This window comes from Peribacillus sp. NPDC060253 (assembly GCF_042727425.1).
Classification (GTDB): domain Bacteria; phylum Bacillota; class Bacilli; order Bacillales; family DSM-1321; genus Peribacillus.
In genome coordinates this window covers 46,547-66,355 of the sequence record NZ_JBHXAS010000017.1, presented here as the reverse complement: position 1 = coordinate 66,355, position 19,809 = coordinate 46,547, and the positions used below count along the sequence as shown (strand labels likewise).

The window sequence follows — 19,809 nt, the reverse complement described above, 5'->3', positions numbered from 1 at the left end:
GGTATAATGTTTTATATGTGAAATACTTATTATGGAAAATCACAAGATGTAAATGACGGAACATATGAGTGATCTTTTTTATTTTTTCTTATTTGCATATTTCAATATAATTGGGTGATCAAGATTCATTCAGTGTTATTCTATCGGTACGTCAATGAAGATAGACCGTTCGAATAGTTTTATATATGTAAATATGATTTAATTAATAAACACATAAACTATTTATCCATGAAGAGAAAAGGATTGTGAGGTTAGAAAGGATGCCAATTAGTCAACTAAAAGAATACTCGATACACTATCGGGAATCGGGAGAAGGTAAAGCTCTCGTTATCCTGCATGGTTTAGGGAATAATTCTCAATCATGGAGTCAACAGCTCAGTCAGATGAGTGAAGAATTTAGAGTAATTGCCTGGGACGCACCAGGGTACGGGGAAAGCTCCGATCCTAAAGCAGAATTTCACGAATTTTCACAGTTTGCGGATGTCTTGAAAGAATTTCTTGATAGTCTTGGTTTGCAATCCGTTAACCTACTCGGTCATTCGATGGGCTCGGCAATCGCTATTGATTTTACAAGCCGTTTCCCGGAAATGGTTGATGCCTTGATCATTTCTGATGCGACACGTGGGGCAGCTGGTGTTAGCCTAAAAGAAAATAAGCGAAAACTCGAGAATAGATTACAGTCCATCGATACGTTAAAACCAAGTGAACTTGCAAAAAAAAGAGTGAAAGCGCTAGTGTCGCCAAATGCTCCTGCAGAGGTGGTGAAGGAAGCTGAGCGCATCATGTCGCAAGTGCGTCCTGCTGGATATCGTTCTGTCTCTTACTCTTTATCAAATTTAAACCAAATGGATATCCTTTCTTCCATTACTGTACCGACATTGGTGATGTGTGGTGAACTGGATCAGGTCACACCTGTGAGTGAATCAAGAATTTTTCATGAATTGATTTCGAATTCCGAATTTGTCATCGTACCGAATACCGGCCATTTATGCTATCAGGAAGATCCAAGGGTGTTCAATGAATTGGTTACACAGTTTTTACAGAGACAATTGGCCAAAAATGAAGCAAGCAAGATACAAAACATTTACTAAGTAACTTGCAGGCTAAGTTGTACATATACTGCAAGTTTTTTCTTTCAAGGTGTCAATTTTTAATACAGTCAGCGTAACTGAATAGTTTTTTTACAACGGGAGGAATACTTGAATGGCAAGCGAAGAGAAAGAGAAATATAGTGCGAATTCATTGGTAAGAGGCTTGGAAATCATTAAGCTCTTTAATGAACTACAACCGAGTTTATCGCTTTCAGAAATTGCAAAACAACTGGGAGTAAGCAGAACTGTACCCTATCGATTATTATTTACATTACAAAATATTGGATATCTGTCACAGGATGAACATACAAAACGTTATAGTTTAACCCCTAAAGTCCTTGAATTGGGTTTCAGTTATTTGTATAGCTTGAAATTCCAGGAAATAGTCCAGCCTTATATGGAGACTCTTCGTGATGAAATCGGAGCCTCCTGCCATCTGTCCATTTTGGATGGGCAGGAAGTTGTGTATGTAGGAAGTGCCCCTATCAGAGGGGTATCCGCCGTCAATGTAAACATAGGTTTACGACTGCCAGCACATGCGTTGGCCAATGGGAAATTACTATTGGCTTATCAGCCGAAAGAAATGCTTATGCAAATGTTCAAAATCTCAAACCTCACTCCATATACAGACAAAACCCTTACAACGCCGGGTGAGTTTCAAAAACAGTTGGAATCCATTCGGGAAAATGGTTATTCAATGACAAGCGGGGAATTCCACCCAGGGATCCTTTCCGTTGCCGCTCCAATTTTTGACCGGACTGGAAAAGTATTGGCTGCCTTGAATGTCGTGGCAACAGAGTCGGCTTACCAGGAAGATTTCATCGATAAAATCGCCTTGCCGAAACTGTTGGAGGTATCTCGGCAGTTATCCGTTTATATGGGATATAGTGGAGCTAAGCCGTTTCAACATGATGATTTCTTATAATGATTAAGTGTCAATCTGAAAAATGAAATTCCGATAGTGTGGATACCCTTATAGGGTATCCACACTTTTTTGTCGTTTTGAAAATGAACTATTCGGTTGAGATGTTTCAAGTTATTCCAAGAGAGAGGATTGTTCGGATTATAAAAATAGTTTTAAATATTCTAAAAACTCATTGACAATGCAAGGGTTTCATTTTAGAATTAATTCATAGATAAAACAATGTTTTGCTAATGAAACACAATGCGAGTTAGAAACAACCAATAAGGGAGGATTTTTAAAATGACAAAAGAAACCTTTTCAGTGAAAGACTTTGAAAAAAAACATGTTGCTAGATTGAAAGACCGTACACTTGATTGGAACGTCTTGAAATTCCAAGAAGAAGTCGATCCAGCTTATAAACGTGCACAGATGAGGTATATCGGACGTGGGGCCACGGCGAATAACGATACGAATGTAATTGCTGGTGAGCATTTTACACTCAGTACAATGGTGCTTCCCCCGGGATGTATCGGACCTTTACACCTTCACGATGATGTAGAAGAAGTGTTTTTCATTCTTGAGGGTGAAGTTACGGCTTTGATTCAAGAAGATAGCTATAGCGAAGTGCATGAGATCAAACTAAGTGCAAGAGACTGCATCAGCAGCCCGCCTGGAGTATATCGGGGAATTAGGAATGACGGCGATGTCGAGGCGCGCATGCTTGTAATGCTTGGGGCAGTGAAGCCTAACCTGCCAACATATCCTGAAGGAAGCGCGCTGGAAGAACTACGTAAGCAACGCTCCAAAGAAAGAGAAGCCATCATTAAAGACTGATCATTTTACCAAAGAGGGGCACCTGCATTATGAAAATTAATGAGGCGCCCTTTTCGATTAGATTGTTAAATGTGGTCGATGCAACCTATCAAAAAAGCAATCTATTTTATGGGAGGTATAAAAAAGATGCTTGGAATTACTCATTTACGACATATTGGTTTGATTACGCCGAATTTTGACGAGCAAGCAGTGTTTTATGAAAAGGTTTGGGGACTGGATAGAGTGGATGTTCCAGAAGAAGAGAATACCGTTTATTTTCGCGGCGCTGGACCGGAACATCATATTTTAAGCCTTCATAATGGTGAAAAACGTGGGTTGCACCATATATCTTTCGGCATGGTCGATAAAAATGCAGTGGACCGTGCAGCTGAGATATTGCAATCAAAGGGAGTTCGAATTATTAAACAACCTGGATATTTGGAGGAAGCAGGTGCTGGTTATGGCCTGAGGTTCATCGATCCAGAAAACCGAGTGATTGAGCTTTCAGCTTGGGTGGAGATTCAAACATCCGTTTGGAACAATAAAAATGTAGATCCAGTGAAACTGAATCATGTTGTCATGAACACAAAAAACTTAGATATGATCGTTGAGTTTTATACAGATGTACTTGGTTTTAAAGTGACTGATTGGAGCGAGCACCAAATGTCTTTTCTAAGGTGCAATAGGAAGCATCACTCCATTGCCTTTAACCAAGATGTACATGCCTCCGTCAATCATATTGCATACGAAGTCGATTCCGTGGATGAACTGATGCGCGGCATAAGCAATGTTCGAAAAGCGGGGCTGTCAGAACTCTGGGGACCTGGGCGTCATGGCCCTGGAGACAATATTTTCTGTTATTTTCAGGACCGAGGCGGTTTCGTTATGGAGTATACATGCTATTTGGAAACGATTGAAGATGAATCAGAATGGAGAGCACGTGTATGGAAACGGGTACCGCACTTAATGGATCAATGGGGTATTGCTGGGCCTCCGAAGCCCGAAGCACGCAAGGCAATGGGAGGAGATCCTGATCCGGGCTGGGTGGATGCTGAAATAGATGATTCAGTCTTGGCGGAAAAATGAGGAGAAGTTACATTATCCGCCATTTCCCATCCGCGTAAAGTTACCTTTTTGTACTATTAAGGGACAGCGATTAAGGAAAATGGCTTTGAAAAGGAGTGATGAGAATGGATTTAGGTTTGAAAGGAAAAGTGGCTGTCATTATGGGCGGCACGTCGGGCGTGGGCTTAAAAACAGCAGAAATGTTTTTAGCTGAGGGAGCGAAAGTGGCTATATGCGGCAGAAGCAGCGAGCGTATGGAAAATGCCCAAAGTCATTTGCTCACATTTGGTGATAAGGCAGATATTTTTGCATCAACTTGTGATGTCACCTCAAAATCGGATGTGGATTCTTTCATTAATGGGACGGCTGAAAGGTTCGGCGGGATCGATATATTGGTGAATGCAGCCGGTCAAAGCGTGATGGGTTACTTTTTTGACATTACGGATGACCAGTGGGATGAACAAATTCAATTAAAGTTTTTTGCCATCATATATGCGGTTCGTGCTGCGCACCCTCATTTAGTGAAAAGGGGAGGCGGTCGGATCATTAATATTAATGCAACACTTGCTAAAGAACCGGAACGTCACATGGTAGCGACTGCAGCAGCACGGGCTGGTCTCTTGAATTTAAGCAAAACGCTGTCCCAGGAACTAGCCTTTGACAATATACTAGTGAATTCCGTGAGTCTTGGATTGATCCGGACTGATCAATGGGAGCGTAGAAGATTGAAAAATGCACCTGATATGGATCCGGAAGAATACTACGGTGATCTTGCGAAGAAACGGAATATTCCACTCGGTCGTGTAGGCGAAGCAGAAGAAGTCGCCAGTGTCATTGTTTTCCTTGCTTCAGACAAAGCAAGTTATGTAGCGGGTTCGACAATTGAAACGGCAGGAGCGATCGGTAAGGCATTATAATCATATTATAAAAAAGGTAGGATAACGCGATGAAAATACAAGAAAAAATAGAGTTCACAACTGCCGATTCCATCGTAAAGGAGCTCGTTCTTGCAGGAGTGGAAGCTGCATTTGGGATTGTCAGTATTCATAATATGCCTATCTATGATGCGATTCTTAGAGAAGGTAGCATTAAACTCATTTGTTCCCGCGGAGAGAGCGGTGCAGTCAATATGGCCGATGGTTATGCCCGCGCGACTGGTAAATTAGGTGTAGTGATTACCAGTACTGGAACAGGGGCGGGAAATGCGGCAGGTTCATTAGTGGAAGCTTGGGCCGCTGGCGTCCCTCTTCTACATCTTACAGGGGAAGTTGCTTCTTCTTATCTTGGAACGGGCAGAGGATACATACATGAATGTAAAGACCAGCTCTCAATGATGAGCGGCGCTTGTAAAAATGCTGTAAGGCTTAGAAATCCTGCCCAAACTGCTGCAGTTGTAAGGAAGGCGATAACTGAAGCATTGACTGCGCCGACGGGACCAGTTACTTTGGAGATTCCTATTGATTACCAATCGGCTATCATAGAAGATCTCTCGCTCGATGGGATACGGGAATCATCGGTTGAAATAAAGTCAAATGCATTCATTCCTGAACAAGCCGTACAAAAAATAGTTGCAGCACGCCGTCCTGTGATATGGGCCGGAGGTGGGGTCATCAGTGCCAATGCCACGCAAGAGTTGCGGAAATTGGCGGAGATCCTGGGTGCAGCAGTAATAACCAGTCAATCTGGAAAAGGTTCGATCCCGGAAACCCATGAACAATGTATAGGACATTTTGCGGCTTATGAGCCAACAAAAGAGTTTTTAAGGAATGCGGATTTATTGATTAGCGTAGGTGTCCGATTCAGAGGAAATGAAACGTCCAATTGGAAGGTACCGGTGCCTGAAGAACATATAGCGATCGATGCGGATTTGCAGGCGATTAACCGAAACTATAAAGCAACGCTAGGTTTGGTTGGCGATGCCAAAGATATGCTTGCTGCCATTAATCAGAAGCTTGAAGGAAATTCAGTACAAGCGGAACTTTCTTATATAGAAGAAGTCCGTTCGCTTAGAAATGAAGTGCGCGCTCAACTTCGAGAAACGCTAGGTCCTTATGAGCAATTTGTAGATGGCATGAGGGAGATATTACCGTTTGATACGATATTAGTTCGTGACGTAACTGTACAGGCAAACGTTTGGGGCAGCCGTTTATTTGAAATCCGTGAGCCGAGAACATCCATTCATGCATCAGGGGGAGGAATTGGTCAAGGTCTTCCGACTGCAATTGGTGCCCAAAAGGGATGTCCGGATAAAACCGTGGTTCTGATGGCTGGAGACGGTGGGTTTATGGTGAATGTCGGGGAAATGGTAACGGCAGCTGAAGAAAACTTACCAGTTATCATCGTATTGTTTGATGATTCAGGCTATGGGGTTCTTCGCAATATTCAAACAGCCGCGTATGGGCGACAGGTAGCCGTGGATTTATTGAGTCCCGATTTCGTAAAACTGGCAGAATCCATGCACTTTAATGCTGTCAGGATTGGGTCTGGAGATGAATTCGTATCCGAATTGAAAAAGGCGAAAGAAAGACGTAAGCCTTCAATGATCGTTGTTGATATGGAAGCTGTGGGACCAATGGCCAAGCCATTTGGAGGACCTCCAGGAGCTGCGGAAGCTTTTAAGCCCAAAAAATTATAATGGAGGAATTTGAATGATTTTGACGTACCCATTTGTTTCAGGAAAATACCTTGTTGATGGAGAATGGATGGAAAGTGCAGAAAAAGCTGATGTGAGCAATCCTGCAAACACATCGGAAGTGGTTGGCCAGGTGGCAAAATGTTCTGAGGAAATTGTCAATGATGCGATCGAAGCGGCTGAAAAGGCTTTTAGAACATGGTCGCGAACGGATATATGTGATCGGGCTAACCGGATGAATGCAGCGGCAGCAGAATTATCAAAAGTAATTGAAGAAAATGTAACCATGTTTGTCCGGGAAAATGGGAAAAGCCTTGTTGAAGCTAAGAAAGATTTATTACGCTGTGTTGAAGTCATGAAAAGCTGCGCGGCAGAGTTACTTGATTGGTGGAAACCAGAAGTGCTTCCAGGAAAACAAAAAGTCCAAATCAGAAGAAGAGCAAGAGGAGTCACGGCAATTATCACACCGTGGAATTCTCCAATGATATTAACCTTTAAACGGGTTATACCTGCTGTTTTAGCAGGCAATGCCGTTGTAGTAAAACCTGCCACGAATTGCCCATTAACGATTATGACTTTTTTGAAAGTAGTAGCGGAACACTTTCCTCCGGGAGTCATCAATATAGTGTCAGGATCAGGAAAAGCTATCGGTGACAAACTTTGCTCGGATTCCCGAGTCCGGACAGTGGCATTTGTCGGGAGTACTGAAACCGGAAAAGATATAATGAAGAAGTCAGCTGGAAATCTACAAAAAGTATATATGGAACTTGGCGGCAATGATCCTGCTATCATCATGGAGGACGCCAATATGGATGAAGCGGCAATCAAACGTTTGAGAATGGGGATTTTACGAGCCTCAGGTCAAGTGTGTTCTGCGGTTAAACGAGTGTACGTCCAAGAATCACGTTTTGATGAGGTTGTTGAAAAACTGACTAAAGAATTTAATCGGGTGGTAGTTGGTGATGGTATTCAGCCTGATGTAACAATGGGTCCATTGAATAATAAAGCACAGTATGACTACGTGAATGGCTTGATCGAAAGAACGGAACATTCAGGCGGAAACATAATCACTGCAGGCATTCAACTAAATCCAGAAACTTGGGATAAAGGTTACTATATGCTTCCTTCTATTATTACAGGTGTCAATCAGCATAGTGAAGTGGTTCGGGTCGAACAATTCGGACCCATCATTCCAATTTTACCTTTCAATGATATTAATGAAGCTGTAAAATTAGCAAATGATAGTGAGTTTGCCCTGCGTGCATCTGTTTGGACCGAGAATGAAGATATTGCTATCGAAATGGCAGATCGCCTTGAAGCTGGTGCGGTTTTTCATAATAATCATACCGTTTTCAACGACTTGGCTCTGGATTTCCCTGGTTTAAAGGAAAGTGGCGTTTCCCGGGAAACAAGGCATTGTGGGTTGGAATTCTTTGCAGATTCATTCGGGTTTGCTGATTGAGAAAGGATGAAACTTCATGAAATTAGGCTTAATCGGATGCGGGAACATCGGGAAATTCCTGCTTCAGGCAATAAATAATGACGGACTTCTTCCAGGTGGGAAAATCGTTGCGATTTATGCACGCCGTGAAGAAATCGCAGCCCAACTAGCTGAGGAATTTAGTACACAGTCCTATAAGGATGTCGACGCACTTCTTAAATCGGATGTGGATGTAGTCATAGAAGCAGCAACGATTGAAGCTGCAGAAGAGTATGCAATGACCGTTCTTAAAAGCGGAAAAGATCTTTTGCTAAGCAGCATAGGAGTGATGGCGGATGCTGGATTTGCAGAAGAATCAAACAATATTTGCAGAAATAATAACGTTAATATTTACCTACCTTCTGGTGCGATCGGAGGTCTTGATGTACTTAAATCGGCAAAAGCTGTGAATGGACTTGAATCCGTTTGCATAACCACAAGAAAGCCTCCCAACGCATTGCCATCAGGTTCGTCATTGGTAGAAGAAACGGTCTTATTCCAAGGGTCGGCTTCAGAAGCGATCAAGCAGTTTCCGAGAAATATTAATGTGGCGATTGTGCTGTCTTTGGCTGGTCTTGGACCTGAAAAGACGAAAGTGAAAATCATTGCCGATCCAAATGTGACTAAAAACATTCACCTAATTGAAGCGTCAGGTTCGTTCGGGAAATTCAGACTTGAAGTGGAAAATGATCCGATGCCAAATAATCCAAAAACGAGTTATCTAGCCGCGTTAAGTGTTTTGGCTACGCTGCAAAACAAGGAAAAGTGCCTTCAAATCGGGTAATGAATGATAAATCAAGCTAATGAAGGGGGAGGAAAAAATATGCTTAAAACAGATAAATCATTAGAAGAAATGTCTAAACATCAAGTTGTTAACTATTTGAATGAAACGGTTAAACCAGAGGAAGGCGTCATACCTGCATACCTCCTGGGAGATCAAAAGGTATACGATATCGAACATGAAAAAGTGTTTTTGAAAACATGGGTCTTTGTCGGCCATGAATCTGAAGTTCCAAACAAAGGTGACTTCATGACCCGCGAACTTGCTGGCTACTCGCTCATCATCACGCGTGATGGTGAAGGGGAAATCCGCGCATTTTACAATATGTGCACACATCGTGGAATGAAGCTATGTCGTGCAGATAAGGGGAACAAATCTTTATTTACATGTCCTTATCATGGTTTTAATTTTAAAAACACAGGGGAGCTCGTGGGGGTGCCCCTGCAAAAGGATATTTATGGAGGTACGCTTGACCGTTCAGAAATGGGTCTTCACAAAGTGAAACTGGAATCCTATAAAGGTCTTTTATTTGGAACTTGGAACGAAGAAGCCGAGCCGCTTGAAGATTTTCTTGGCGATATAAAATGGTATTTGGATATACTCGTAGGGCGCGCTGAAATGGAAGTGATCGGGGTCCCTCAAAGATTCATTGTCAATTCCAACTGGAAAGTGGGTTCAGATAACTTTGTTGGTGATTCCTATCACACGATGGTCACACATGGTTCCATTGCAAAACTGGGCATGGTACCCAACGCAACCTACTCGAAGCGTGGTTTTCAAATCCATATGGATAACGGCCATGGATTAAATTTAGGGACACCGAATCCCGACTTCGCATTCCCGGAAGAATTGAAAGAAGAATTTAAAAGTAATTTGTCTGAAGAACAGTATGAAGTGTTATCAAACTTAAAGAATATGATTGGAAACGTTTTCCCGAACTTGTCATTCTTAATTTCCCATACAAAAATCAAAGACCAGTTTATCTCTAACACTTCCATTAGAATGTGGCGCCCAATTGGTCACAATAAAATGGAAGTGATTGCTTGGATGCTTGTGGAAAAAAACGCCTCTCAAGATTGGAAAGACCGGTCAAGAGATTCGTTTATCTTGACCTTTAGCCCATCCGGTATTTTTGAACAGGATGATACGGAAGTATTTACGGACATTACAGAAGCAGCCCAAGGCCCAATGCCTTTTATAAAGAATTTAACCTATAATTATACTATGGGTCTTCATCGTGAACCTGTTGATTTTATAGGGCCGGGGATTGCTTACGATGATAAATTCACAGAAGCGAGCCAACGGAATTTTTACAAATACTGGTTGGAATTGATGACGAAATGATAAACGGGAGGGGGAAGGGAAATGAACGTGGAAAAAATGCTGATTAAATGTGAATTTGAACAGTGGTTGTATGATGAAGCAGAATTGCTGGATGATATTGAATTTGATGGTTGGTTCGATTTAATGCACTCTAGCTTGCGCTATCAAATGCCTGTGCGAGTCAATAAAGAAGGTGTGGAACGTCCGGATTATTCGACAGACATGTTCACATTTAATGATGATATCGAGCTGTTGAGGCTGCGTGTGGATCGATTGAAAACGGATTATGCATGGGCCGAAATCCCGCCATCAAGAACACGGCGTTTTGTCTCTAACGTGAGCGTTAAAGACTACATTGAAGGGGAAAAGGCAATCGTGAAGAGCTATCTGCTTATCTATCGAAGCCGCAGCACCGATATTCAACACGATTTGATTTCGGGGGAAAGAAATGATGAATTCATATTTGAAGATGGTAAATGGAAACTCTCCAAACGAGTATTCATTGTCGACCAAACAACGATAAATACTAGGAATCTTGCTATCTTCGTATAATATTGACTAGCACATAAAAGATCATATGGAGGTTGGTTACAATGGCAACGGGGTTAAAGGATAAAGTGGTGTTGATTACCGGAGGCAATTCGGGTATAGGGGAAGCTGTCACTCGACGTTTTATACAAGAAGGGGCAAAAGTCAGTATCATTGGCCGCTCTTTGGAAACGTTAAAGAAAATGAAAGAGGAATTTGGTGAAGAGATTCTCATTAACCAAGGAGATGTAAGTATTTACGAAGACAATGAAAAGGCTGTACAGGCCACTGTCGAGCAATTTGGAAAGCTTGATGTTTTCATTGCTAATGCAGGAGTCTTCGATGGATTTGCAAAATTTTCTGACGTAACTCCCGATGCACTTTCCGAAGCATATGATTTTCTGCTCAATATTAATGTTAAAGGCTCATTCTTCGGTGCGAAAGCAGCTCTTGATGAACTGCAAAAAACAAATGGCAATATTATTTTCACCGTTTCTGGTGCAAGTTTCTATCCTGATGGAGGCGGCGTATGGTACACAGCCAGCAAGCATGCTCAAATCGGTTTGATGCGGCAACTAGCGTTCGAACTCGCACCGAATATTCGCGTTAATGCTGTAGCACCTGGAGGAACACTGACAGCATTATCGGTCATACCACCTCTAAAACCATTTGTGAAAATCGTGGATAATGAGACGAAGGCCAGCAGCATAAAGAAAAGAAACCCACTTCAGCTTGCCCAGATGCCCGAAGATCATGTTGGTGCTTATGTCCTCCTAGCATCGGACGAAGCGCGCGCAATTACTGGCGAAGTCATTTCCAGTGATGGTGGTTTGTCAGTTCGCGGACTTGGTTGAGTTTATACCTAAATAAACTTAGAAAGAAGGTTTATAAATATGACTGAACCACTTTTGGGCAATAGGAATATTAATCAATTAGCATTCGTTGTAAAAGATATTGAAGCTGCTAATCTAGCTTTTACAAAATTGCTAGGCATTAAGATGACAGATCCATTTCTAACGGGTGATAGTACAGTATCGAAAGTGACCTTTAGAGGTGTACCAACGGAGGCAAGATCTAAACTGGCTTTTCTAAATACACCAACCGTCCAATTTGAACTAATAGAACCCGATAAAAATCCAGGAACGATGCGTGAGTTCCTGGATGAAGTAGGTGAAGGGATCCACCATATTGCTTTTGATGTAGACTCTATTCAAAAGAAGCTGCTAATCATGGAAAAAAGTGGATACCCAGCTTTGCAAACGGGTGAATTCACTTCGAGTGACGGCCGGTATGTATATGTGGATACACTAGATGATCACAAAACGTTAGTTGAACTGCTTGAAAGTGAAGAGACAAGAAAAACGGCATGGGAAAAACCAGAAGATGCAAGTGTTCAGCCGTTATTAGGGACTAACAAAGTGGAACAGCTTGCGTTAGTTGTAAAAGACCTGGATGCGGCTGCAGATGCATATTGTAAGTTGTTGGGTATTGAAAAACCTCCCATCATTCATTCTGGATCAACCGAAATTACAAATGTGATTTACAAAGGGAAGCCCACCGAAGGAAAATCAACATATATGTTCATTGATACTCCGTTCATTCAGATTGAATTGATCGAGCCAGGCGAATCACCTAGTACGTGGAAAGATCATCTTGAAACATATGGTGAGGGTGTTCACCATATCTCTTTTGTCGTTAAAGACATGGAGGCTAAAATGAAGATGTTAGAAGAAATGGGCTATCCGGTCATACAGACAGGAAACTTTTTTAACGGAAAAGGAAGATATGCCTATATGGATACAACATCGACTTATAAAGTGATTATTGAATTGCTAGAACGTTTTGATGGGTAAATCTTGTTCATGTGACCACTAAATGGTGTTCATGCTGCGATTTCATGAACTCATCACACTTACATGGTTAGGTTAAAGTTATCGTACAGCCATTTTTCAGCATTCTCCTACTAGCTGATTCACTAGACATGTGAAATCCCAAAAGCATGTATAAGGCAATGGCATGCAATATTTCCAACCATGACTCGGTATGGATGGAAATATTGCGAAATGTTGTTACATATTTATATAGTTTGATATACACATCATAAGGTCTTTTACATGTAATAGATTAATGAAAGCGTTTTCTCCAATGGTCATCCTATCGGCTTGGCTTCATAGGCCACTTTTTATTTAATTCAGTTATAAAAGTCTTGACATTCTTTTTATCTTCCATAATTGGGGAATAGACGTACGAAAGCGTTCTGTTAAAGGACTCATTTTTCAACTGTATAATCGAAAGTAATTTATTTTGAACATCCCTCTCAATGACACTTCGGGAGAGAAGAGCGAGACCTGCACCATTTTTTATAAGTGTTTCTTTAATTCCTTGGTTACTGCTTATGGTAAGTATCGATTTAATTTTCAAGCCATTTGAACGTATGACGTGATTAAGGTATTCACGTGTACCAGATCCAACTTCCCTAGTTACCCATGCTTGGTTATGTAGGTCAGTAATCGCTACTTCGCGTTTACAAGCGAGCTCATGATCGTTCGAAGAAACGACGAATAACTCATCTTGCATAAAGGGGTGTACGGAAAGCTCTTTTTCATTTGTTTGACCTTCGATTAAACCAATATCCACTTTGTATAACCGAACGGCTTGAACAATTTCTTCGGTGTTTCCAATAACAACTTGAAGCTCAAGTTCCGGATAGTCTTTTTGAAGGTCATTGAGTAATGAAGGTAATATGTATTCTCCTATTGTAAAACTTGCCCCAATCTTTAATTCCCCTTTGATGGACCTATCATGTTCTAATATGTCTTGTCTGGTCTGTTCATAGATGGTGAGCATTTGCTTAGCCCGATCGTACAGGATTTCTCCTGTTAAAGTGACTTTTAAGAATTTAGGGGAGCGTAGAAATAATTTGGTTTGAAACTCTTCCTCTAATTTTTTAATGTGTAAACTTACACTTGGTTGTGACATAAGCAGCATTTCAGCTGTTTTTGTAAAGTTTTTTACTTCTACAAGGGTCACAAATGTTTTTAAAGCATCATAATACATAGGAATCCCGCCTTATTATTAATATTCTTAATAGTTGCAATGAATTATATATATTTTACTAATGATGTGCCTTCTGGTAAAGTTTAATGAGAAACTTATTTTAGGAAGAGTCTAGGCTAGGGAAGGCAATCGTCCTTAATAACCTTATTTTTATTTATAGCGAGCTGTGAAAAAGTGTTCCCTCCTTAAGTGAGCTGAATTTTCTAAATTTTTTTACGGTTAAAACCAACTTGATCTATAGGAGTAAATGAGTTTCATAGATTGAGAAAAAAGTTTAAACCCACTCGTAATACATAAGAATCAACTAACATAAGTTTATATTCCTTTGTGAGGTGGAAAACGTGCAACTTCAAGTAAGTAACAGTCCTTTTAATCATGAACAGGCAGAGCTTCTTAACAATCTACTTCCAAGCTTGACAGAAACACAAAAAGTTTGGCTGAGCGGTTTTCTGGCCGCAACTTTGACAGTGTCCGATACAGGTACAGCCGACGTACGGGTGATGGAAGCTCAATCTAGCGGGAAGACAATATCAAAAGAGGTTACCATCCTTTACGGTTCACAGACGGGAAATGCTCAAGGATTGGCTGATAATGCTAAAAGAACGCTTGAGGGTAATGGATATCAAGTAACCATTTCATCCATGAGTGACTATAAAGTGAACAACTTGAAAAAGGTTCAGAATCTTCTTATTGTGGTAAGTACGCACGGAGAAGGTGATCCACCGGATAATGCGTTGTCATTCCATGAGTTTCTTCATGGCAGAAGGGCGTCAAGACTTGAAGATCTCCGCTTTTCCGTATTGGCGCTTGGGGACAGCTCATATGAGTTTTTCTGTGAAACGGGAAAACAATTCGATAGGCGCCTGGAAGAACTGGGCGGGACGCGGCTTTTCCCGCGGACGGACTGTGACCTTGATTATGATGAGCCTGCTGCAGAATGGCTGGAAGGAGTCATTACTAGCTTAAGTGAGGAGCAAGGGAGTAAAGTTACCGCCGTTCCAACTACGGCAGCTCCAGTAAATGCTCACGCGTATTCCAGGACGAACCCGTTTAAAGCGGAGGTGCTGGAAAATATAAACTTGAACGGCCGTGGCTCCAATAAAGAGACACACCATCTCGAATTATCACTGGAGGGCTCTGGCCTAACATTTGAACCTGGTGACAGCCTTGGTATTTATCCGCAGAATGATGCGGTTTTAGTGGATATGCTTCTTAAGGAACTCAATTGGGAATCAGAAGAGGTCGTGAAGGTCAACAAGCAAGGTGACCTTCGGAAATTTAGGGAATCGCTCATCTCTGATTTTGAAATAACCGTATTAACAAAATCACTCCTTGAGCAAGCAGCACAGCTTTCAGGCAACGAGGATTTAAAGGCACTTCTATCACCTGGAAATGAAGAAAAACTAAAAGAATATCGTGAAGGCCGTGATTTGCTTGATTTTGTCCTTGATTTTGGTTCATGGGGTGAATCGGCGCAAGAGTTCATCTCCATCCTTCGAAAAATGCCAGCCCGTCTTTATTCGATCGCGAATAGCTTATCCGCATATCCGGATGAGGTGCATTTGACAATCGGAGCTGTCCGATATGAAAGCCACGGACGGGAAAGAAAAGGTGTCTGCTCGATATTATGTGCCGACAGTATACTGCAAGGGGATACGCTGCCTGTATACATTCAGCATAACCAGAACTTCAAGCAGCCTAAGAACCCAGACACTCCAATCATCATGGTTGGACCGGGGACAGGAATTGCTCCGTTCAGATCCTTTATCCAGGAGCGGGAAGAAATGAATGGGAAAGGGAAAACATGGCTCTTTTTCGGGGATCAGCATTTCGTGACCGATTTCCTATATCAAACTGAATGGCAAAAGTGGTTGAAAACAGGTGTACTTTCGAAAATGGATGTTGCCTTTTCGCGTGACACGGATGAAAAAGTGTATGTTCAACACCGGATGCAGGAGCAGAGCAGAGAATTATACGAATGGCTTCAAGAAGGAGCGGCGCTATACATTTGCGGTGACGAAAAAAATATGGCACATGACGTCCATAATACGCTCATTGAGATCATTGAAAAAGAAGGTCAAATGAGCCATGCTGATGCGCAAGCTTACCTAGACGAAATGCAACAGAATAAACGCTATCAACGTGATGTGTACTGAAAATAAGGATGAAAAGGAGATTACAACATGGTGAACCTACTATTAAAAGCACCGGAAGGCCCGCCTAGTGATGTTGAGCAAATAAAAGAAAAAAGCAATTATTTGCGAGGAACACTTGGAGAAGTGATGCTCGATCGAATCAGCGCCGGCATTCCAGATGATGACAATCGATTAATGAAACATCACGGCAGCTATTTGCAGGATGACAGGGATCTTCGAAATGAACGCCAAAAACAAAAACTTGAGCCTGCCTATCAGTTCATGCTGCGTGTCCGCATGCCAGGTGGGGTTGCACAGCCATCTCAATGGCTTGTTATGGATGACCTCGCTCAGAAATACGGCAACGGCACTTTGAAATTGACGACAAGACAGACGTTTCAAATGCACGGTATTTTAAAATGGAATATGAAAAAAACCATTCAGGAAATCCATGCGTCCATGCTGGATACCATCGCGGCATGCGGTGATGTAAATCGGAACGTAATGTGCAATTCGATTCCATTTCAATCCAAAATCCATTCTGAAGTATATGAATGGTCGAAAAAATTGAGTGATTATTTATTGCCCCGAACAAGGGCATACCATGAAATCTGGCTTGATGAAGAAAAAGTAGTCGGAACACCTGAATTGGAAGAAGTCGAACCAATGTATGGACCACTTTATTTGCCAAGGAAGTTTAAAATAGGCATTGCGGTTCCTCCATCTAATGACATTGATGTCTACTCTCAGGATCTTGGCTTCATAGCAATTGTTGAAAGTGGAAAACTCGTTGGTTTTAATGTGGCGATCGGGGGCGGTATGGGAATGTCACACGGTGATAAAGCGACATATCCCCAGCTAGCCAAAGTAATCGGATTTTGCCAGCCAGACAAAATAGTGGATGTGGCTGAGAAGATCATTACAATTCAGCGTGATTACGGAAACCGCTCCGTCAGGAAAAATGCACGGTTCAAGTATACGGTTGACAGGCTTGGGCTCGAACCGGTAAAGGCTGAACTTGAAAATCGGTTAGGATGGAAACTGGAGGAAGCGAGAACATATCATTTTGACAATAATGGTGACCGCTATGGCTGGGTAAAAGGCATGCAAGGAAAATGGCATTTTACATTATTTGTCGAGGGTGGCCGAATCGCCGATATCAATGATTACAAGCTGATGACCGGTTTGCGCGAAATCGCAAAAATTCATACGGGTGATTTCCGTTTGACCGCCAATCAAAACCTGATCATTGCCGATGTATCAAGTCAGAAAAAGAAGAAGATCATAGAATTGCTTGAAACATACGGTTTGACGGATGGTGCACATCATTCAGCGATCCGCCGTAGCTCGATTGCATGCGTGGCCCTTCCAACATGCGGATTGGCAATGGCAGAAGCAGAGCGTTATTTGCCGGTGCTGCTTGATAAAATTGAGACCATCGTTGATGAAAACGGACTGCGGAACGAGGAAATTACGATCCGCATGACCGGTTGCCCGAATGGCTGTGCCCGGCATGCACTTGGAGAAATTGGTTTTATCGGTAAAGCACCTGGGAAATATAATATGTATCTCGGTGCTGCATTCGATGGAAGCAGACTAAGCAAAATGTACCGTGAAAACATTGGTGAGGAAGAAATTTTAAAAGAGTTGCGTGTACTTCTTTCCCGTTATGCGAAAGAACGTCAGGAAGGAGAGCATTTCGGGGACTTTGTCATCAAGGCTGGCATCGTAAAAGAAGTGACGGACGGAACGAATTTTCATGATTGACTAAAACGAAAGAGAGGCAGGAATGCATTCCTGCCTCTCTTTTCATTCCGATACGCCAGTTTGAATAATGTTAACTTTAGTTTTTACTTTAATATCCATCGTGGGATATATCTTTTTCCATTGTTCATAGGTCATTTTTTTATTTTTGGCGCGGTATTTTTCCTTTAAGCCAATGGGGTCAATGTTTTTTTTCTGAAATTCTGCAATAAGGCGGTTAGCCTGTCTGGTTAAATCATCTTCCATATCGTGTTCTATCTTTTTAACCATCTCTCTATTAGTAAGGTTATCACTCCTCATTGATTCCTTGATTTGACCATTAATTTTGATGTTAATGGTAATGGAGGGCTGACTCTCTGAGCCGGATATATTATAATTTGACCCGCTTCGGATACTTTCCACTACAATATAGCTTTTTTTCTTGTCTTTTAATTTGAATTTGTAAATTCCCCGTCTATGAAATTGAACTAATGTCTTGAAAACAAACATATCTCCAGTTTTCACTTTACTGACCATCTTATTTTCATGAAACAAGGCATTACCGGAAACAGCTACATGATTACCACGTTTTATTATTATAGGAAGATACGAATCACCTCCACTTTCTAAAGAATGTCTTAAAAAAAGATGAAGGTTAGTATCCGGTCCGTTCCCGGTTATATTTTGTTGTTTAATTAAATCCGATAAAAAAATTCCAATATTCACATTCGAATTTGGTGGTTTCGTATTAACGACGTCCTTTACCTTTCCTTCGACGATGCCCAAGATAATCCTGTTGCCAAGTTGGGGATCACGATAAAGATAATCGGTCAGTTCTGTAATTCCGATTTTATGAACGATTTCCTCACTGAATAAAATGATGCGAGTCTGTCCAAGCAACACCGGCTTATCCGCTTTTTTGGAAACGACAGCCTGGACATCACTCGCCGTCGTGGATTTTCCGCTTAAGATTTGATATTTACCCATCGTATCTTGTTGGAAAATGGGGATGACGAATATTCCTTCGATCATATCATCCTTGATTAAATCGTAGCCTATGGCTTGGGACATATTAACCTCGTCAACCACTCTTGGCTGTGCACAGCTGCAAAGAAGGGAAAGAGCCAAGATAGCAGGAAGTAATTTTCTCATAAACGATTCCTCATTTTCTTTATATAGATGATGACCAATAAAAGAGGCAAGTATACAACAATGAAGAGCACCCCATATGGGTTGATTATTTTATTCAATACATAAATGGAATCGATATCAAAAACAAAAATATTGATAAGGAGAATAAAAATTGATATCCCCCATAACGGATACTTTTGCTGGACATTGAATAAGCGCTTGATACCCCTGCTGGCAGCCCACAAGGAAATGGTCATGTTTGGAATGATAACTATGGCCCACCATGAAATATCTATATATTCAAACCGTTGAATAAAGGGAAATTCGACAATGCTGGTCATTGTCAGTGTAGGCCATATATTTAAGACCAACTGTTTTTGTGAATAAAAGACCAGTGAAACTACATAAACGAACACGGTTATTAACGTTGTTATTAAAGCTCCGGCGTGAGCATATTTTTGAGAAGTTTCTGCATCTTTGATGAACGGATAAAACATCAGGATCAACTCAAAGCCAATCAGAGTTAAGGAAGTTTCTCTAGTTCCTTTCATAATATCCAATAGGCTGTGGGTGAACATAGGAAGCAAATTGGTGAACTCAGAATATTTCAAGGCATAAAAAAGAACAAATAAAAGCCAGTATGTTAATATATTGCTTAAAAAGGTAATCCCCGTAATCGTCCGGAACCCTCCCGTATTTATATAGTAAATCAGAATCAAGAAAACCAAAGAAAAAGCCCAAGAACCTACCTCTTCAAACATCCATACATGTATGATATTTATATAGCTGATCATGACTGTCATCCCAAGAATCAAAAAGTAAAAAACGAATAATAGACTGAAGAAATTCCCAATCCATTTCCCGAATGCTTGATTATTGGCGGTAATGATATCACCAGGTACAATACTGAAGATTTTATAGATAATCCAAATAAAAATATGAACGATCAGTCCGGCTAGGAGTATCGACATCCAGCCATCCGTCCCCGTTGACTTCGCTAAAACTCTTTGAAAACTTAACACACCTATTCCTGTTTGCATCGAATGCACTAAAAAAAACACATAGAACGGTGAAACCTTATATTTTTCATTAACACCTGCTTGGTTCATATAGGACCCTCATTCAA

The 19,809-nt window shown here is 41.3% G+C and carries 17 protein-coding genes; 14 read left to right on the top strand and 3 right to left on the bottom strand.

The window, feature by feature from the left end:
* The first annotated feature begins 260 nt into the window (after positions 1-260).
* The 12 genes from ACFWE9_RS07025 to ACFWE9_RS06970 all read left to right on the top strand — a co-directional run bounded on the left by ACFWE9_RS07025 (position 261) and on the right by ACFWE9_RS06970 (position 12,470).
* Positions 261-1,091 (top strand): alpha/beta fold hydrolase, encoded by an 831-nt coding sequence (locus ACFWE9_RS07025; protein ID WP_230156284.1) that lies wholly within the window; start codon positions 261-263, stop codon positions 1,089-1,091.
* A gap of 112 nt (positions 1,092-1,203) precedes the next feature.
* Positions 1,204-2,016: an IclR family transcriptional regulator gene (locus ACFWE9_RS07020; protein WP_230156283.1), complete on the top strand. Its 813-nt coding sequence runs from the start codon at positions 1,204-1,206 to the stop codon at positions 2,014-2,016.
* Between the two features lie 279 nt (positions 2,017-2,295).
* The gene (locus ACFWE9_RS07015; protein ID WP_230156282.1) at positions 2,296-2,829 is read left to right on the top strand and encodes a cupin domain-containing protein; all 534 of its coding nucleotides are present in this window, start codon (positions 2,296-2,298) and stop codon (positions 2,827-2,829) included.
* A gap of 126 nt (positions 2,830-2,955) precedes the next feature.
* Complete coding sequence (locus ACFWE9_RS07010; RefSeq protein ID WP_377356184.1) at positions 2,956-3,894, top strand: VOC family protein; 939 nt, start codon at positions 2,956-2,958, stop codon at positions 3,892-3,894.
* A gap of 104 nt (positions 3,895-3,998) precedes the next feature.
* Complete coding sequence (locus ACFWE9_RS07005; protein WP_377356182.1) at positions 3,999-4,790, top strand: SDR family oxidoreductase; 792 nt, start codon at positions 3,999-4,001, stop codon at positions 4,788-4,790.
* Positions 4,791-4,819: 29 nt separating this feature from the next.
* Positions 4,820-6,508, top strand: coding sequence for a thiamine pyrophosphate-binding protein (locus ACFWE9_RS07000; protein ID WP_377356181.1), 1,689 nt, complete (start codon positions 4,820-4,822; stop codon positions 6,506-6,508).
* Positions 6,509-6,521: 13 nt separating this feature from the next.
* Positions 6,522-7,967, top strand: a complete 1,446-nt coding sequence (locus ACFWE9_RS06995) for an aldehyde dehydrogenase family protein (RefSeq protein ID WP_377356179.1) — start codon at positions 6,522-6,524, stop codon at positions 7,965-7,967.
* A 16-nt stretch (positions 7,968-7,983) separates the two neighbouring features.
* Complete coding sequence (locus tag ACFWE9_RS06990) at positions 7,984-8,769, top strand: aspartate dehydrogenase (protein WP_377356178.1); 786 nt, start codon at positions 7,984-7,986, stop codon at positions 8,767-8,769.
* Between the two features lie 39 nt (positions 8,770-8,808).
* A complete protein-coding gene (locus tag ACFWE9_RS06985) occupies positions 8,809-10,110 on the top strand; it encodes an aromatic ring-hydroxylating oxygenase subunit alpha (protein ID WP_377356176.1) in 1,302 nt (433 codons plus the stop codon).
* A 21-nt stretch (positions 10,111-10,131) separates the two neighbouring features.
* The gene (locus ACFWE9_RS06980) at positions 10,132-10,641 is read left to right on the top strand and encodes an aromatic-ring-hydroxylating dioxygenase subunit beta (RefSeq protein WP_230156267.1); all 510 of its coding nucleotides are present in this window, start codon (positions 10,132-10,134) and stop codon (positions 10,639-10,641) included.
* Between the two features lie 41 nt (positions 10,642-10,682).
* Entirely contained in the window at positions 10,683-11,471 is a 789-nt protein-coding gene (locus ACFWE9_RS06975) for an SDR family NAD(P)-dependent oxidoreductase (RefSeq protein ID WP_230156265.1), read from the top strand.
* Positions 11,472-11,510: 39 nt separating this feature from the next.
* Positions 11,511-12,470 (top strand): VOC family protein, encoded by a 960-nt coding sequence (locus tag ACFWE9_RS06970; protein ID WP_230156263.1) that lies wholly within the window; start codon positions 11,511-11,513, stop codon positions 12,468-12,470.
* 301 nt (positions 12,471-12,771) lie between these two features.
* Here ACFWE9_RS06970 and ACFWE9_RS06965 read toward each other — a convergent pair whose 3' ends face one another.
* On the bottom strand, positions 12,772-13,674 hold the full coding sequence (locus ACFWE9_RS06965) for a LysR family transcriptional regulator (RefSeq protein WP_230156260.1): 903 nt from the start codon (positions 13,672-13,674) through the stop codon (positions 12,772-12,774).
* Positions 13,675-14,015: 341 nt separating this feature from the next.
* Between ACFWE9_RS06965 and ACFWE9_RS06960 the strand changes: the two genes are divergently transcribed.
* Entirely contained in the window at positions 14,016-15,830 is a 1,815-nt protein-coding gene (locus ACFWE9_RS06960; RefSeq protein WP_230156259.1) for an assimilatory sulfite reductase (NADPH) flavoprotein subunit, read from the top strand.
* 27 nt (positions 15,831-15,857) lie between these two features.
* Positions 15,858-17,576, top strand: coding sequence for an assimilatory sulfite reductase (NADPH) hemoprotein subunit (gene cysI, locus ACFWE9_RS06955; RefSeq protein ID WP_230156257.1), 1,719 nt, complete (start codon positions 15,858-15,860; stop codon positions 17,574-17,576).
* Between the two features lie 42 nt (positions 17,577-17,618).
* On the opposite strand, the gene ACFWE9_RS06950 is transcribed toward cysI, so the two are convergent.
* Entirely contained in the window at positions 17,619-18,704 is a 1,086-nt protein-coding gene (locus ACFWE9_RS06950) for a Ger(x)C family spore germination protein (RefSeq protein WP_230156256.1), read from the bottom strand.
* Positions 18,701-19,792 (bottom strand): GerAB/ArcD/ProY family transporter, encoded by a 1,092-nt coding sequence (locus tag ACFWE9_RS06945; RefSeq protein WP_377356172.1) that lies wholly within the window; start codon positions 19,790-19,792, stop codon positions 18,701-18,703. Before ACFWE9_RS06945 ends, ACFWE9_RS06950 begins: the two co-directional genes overlap by 4 nt.
* Positions 19,793-19,809 lie beyond the last annotated feature (17 nt).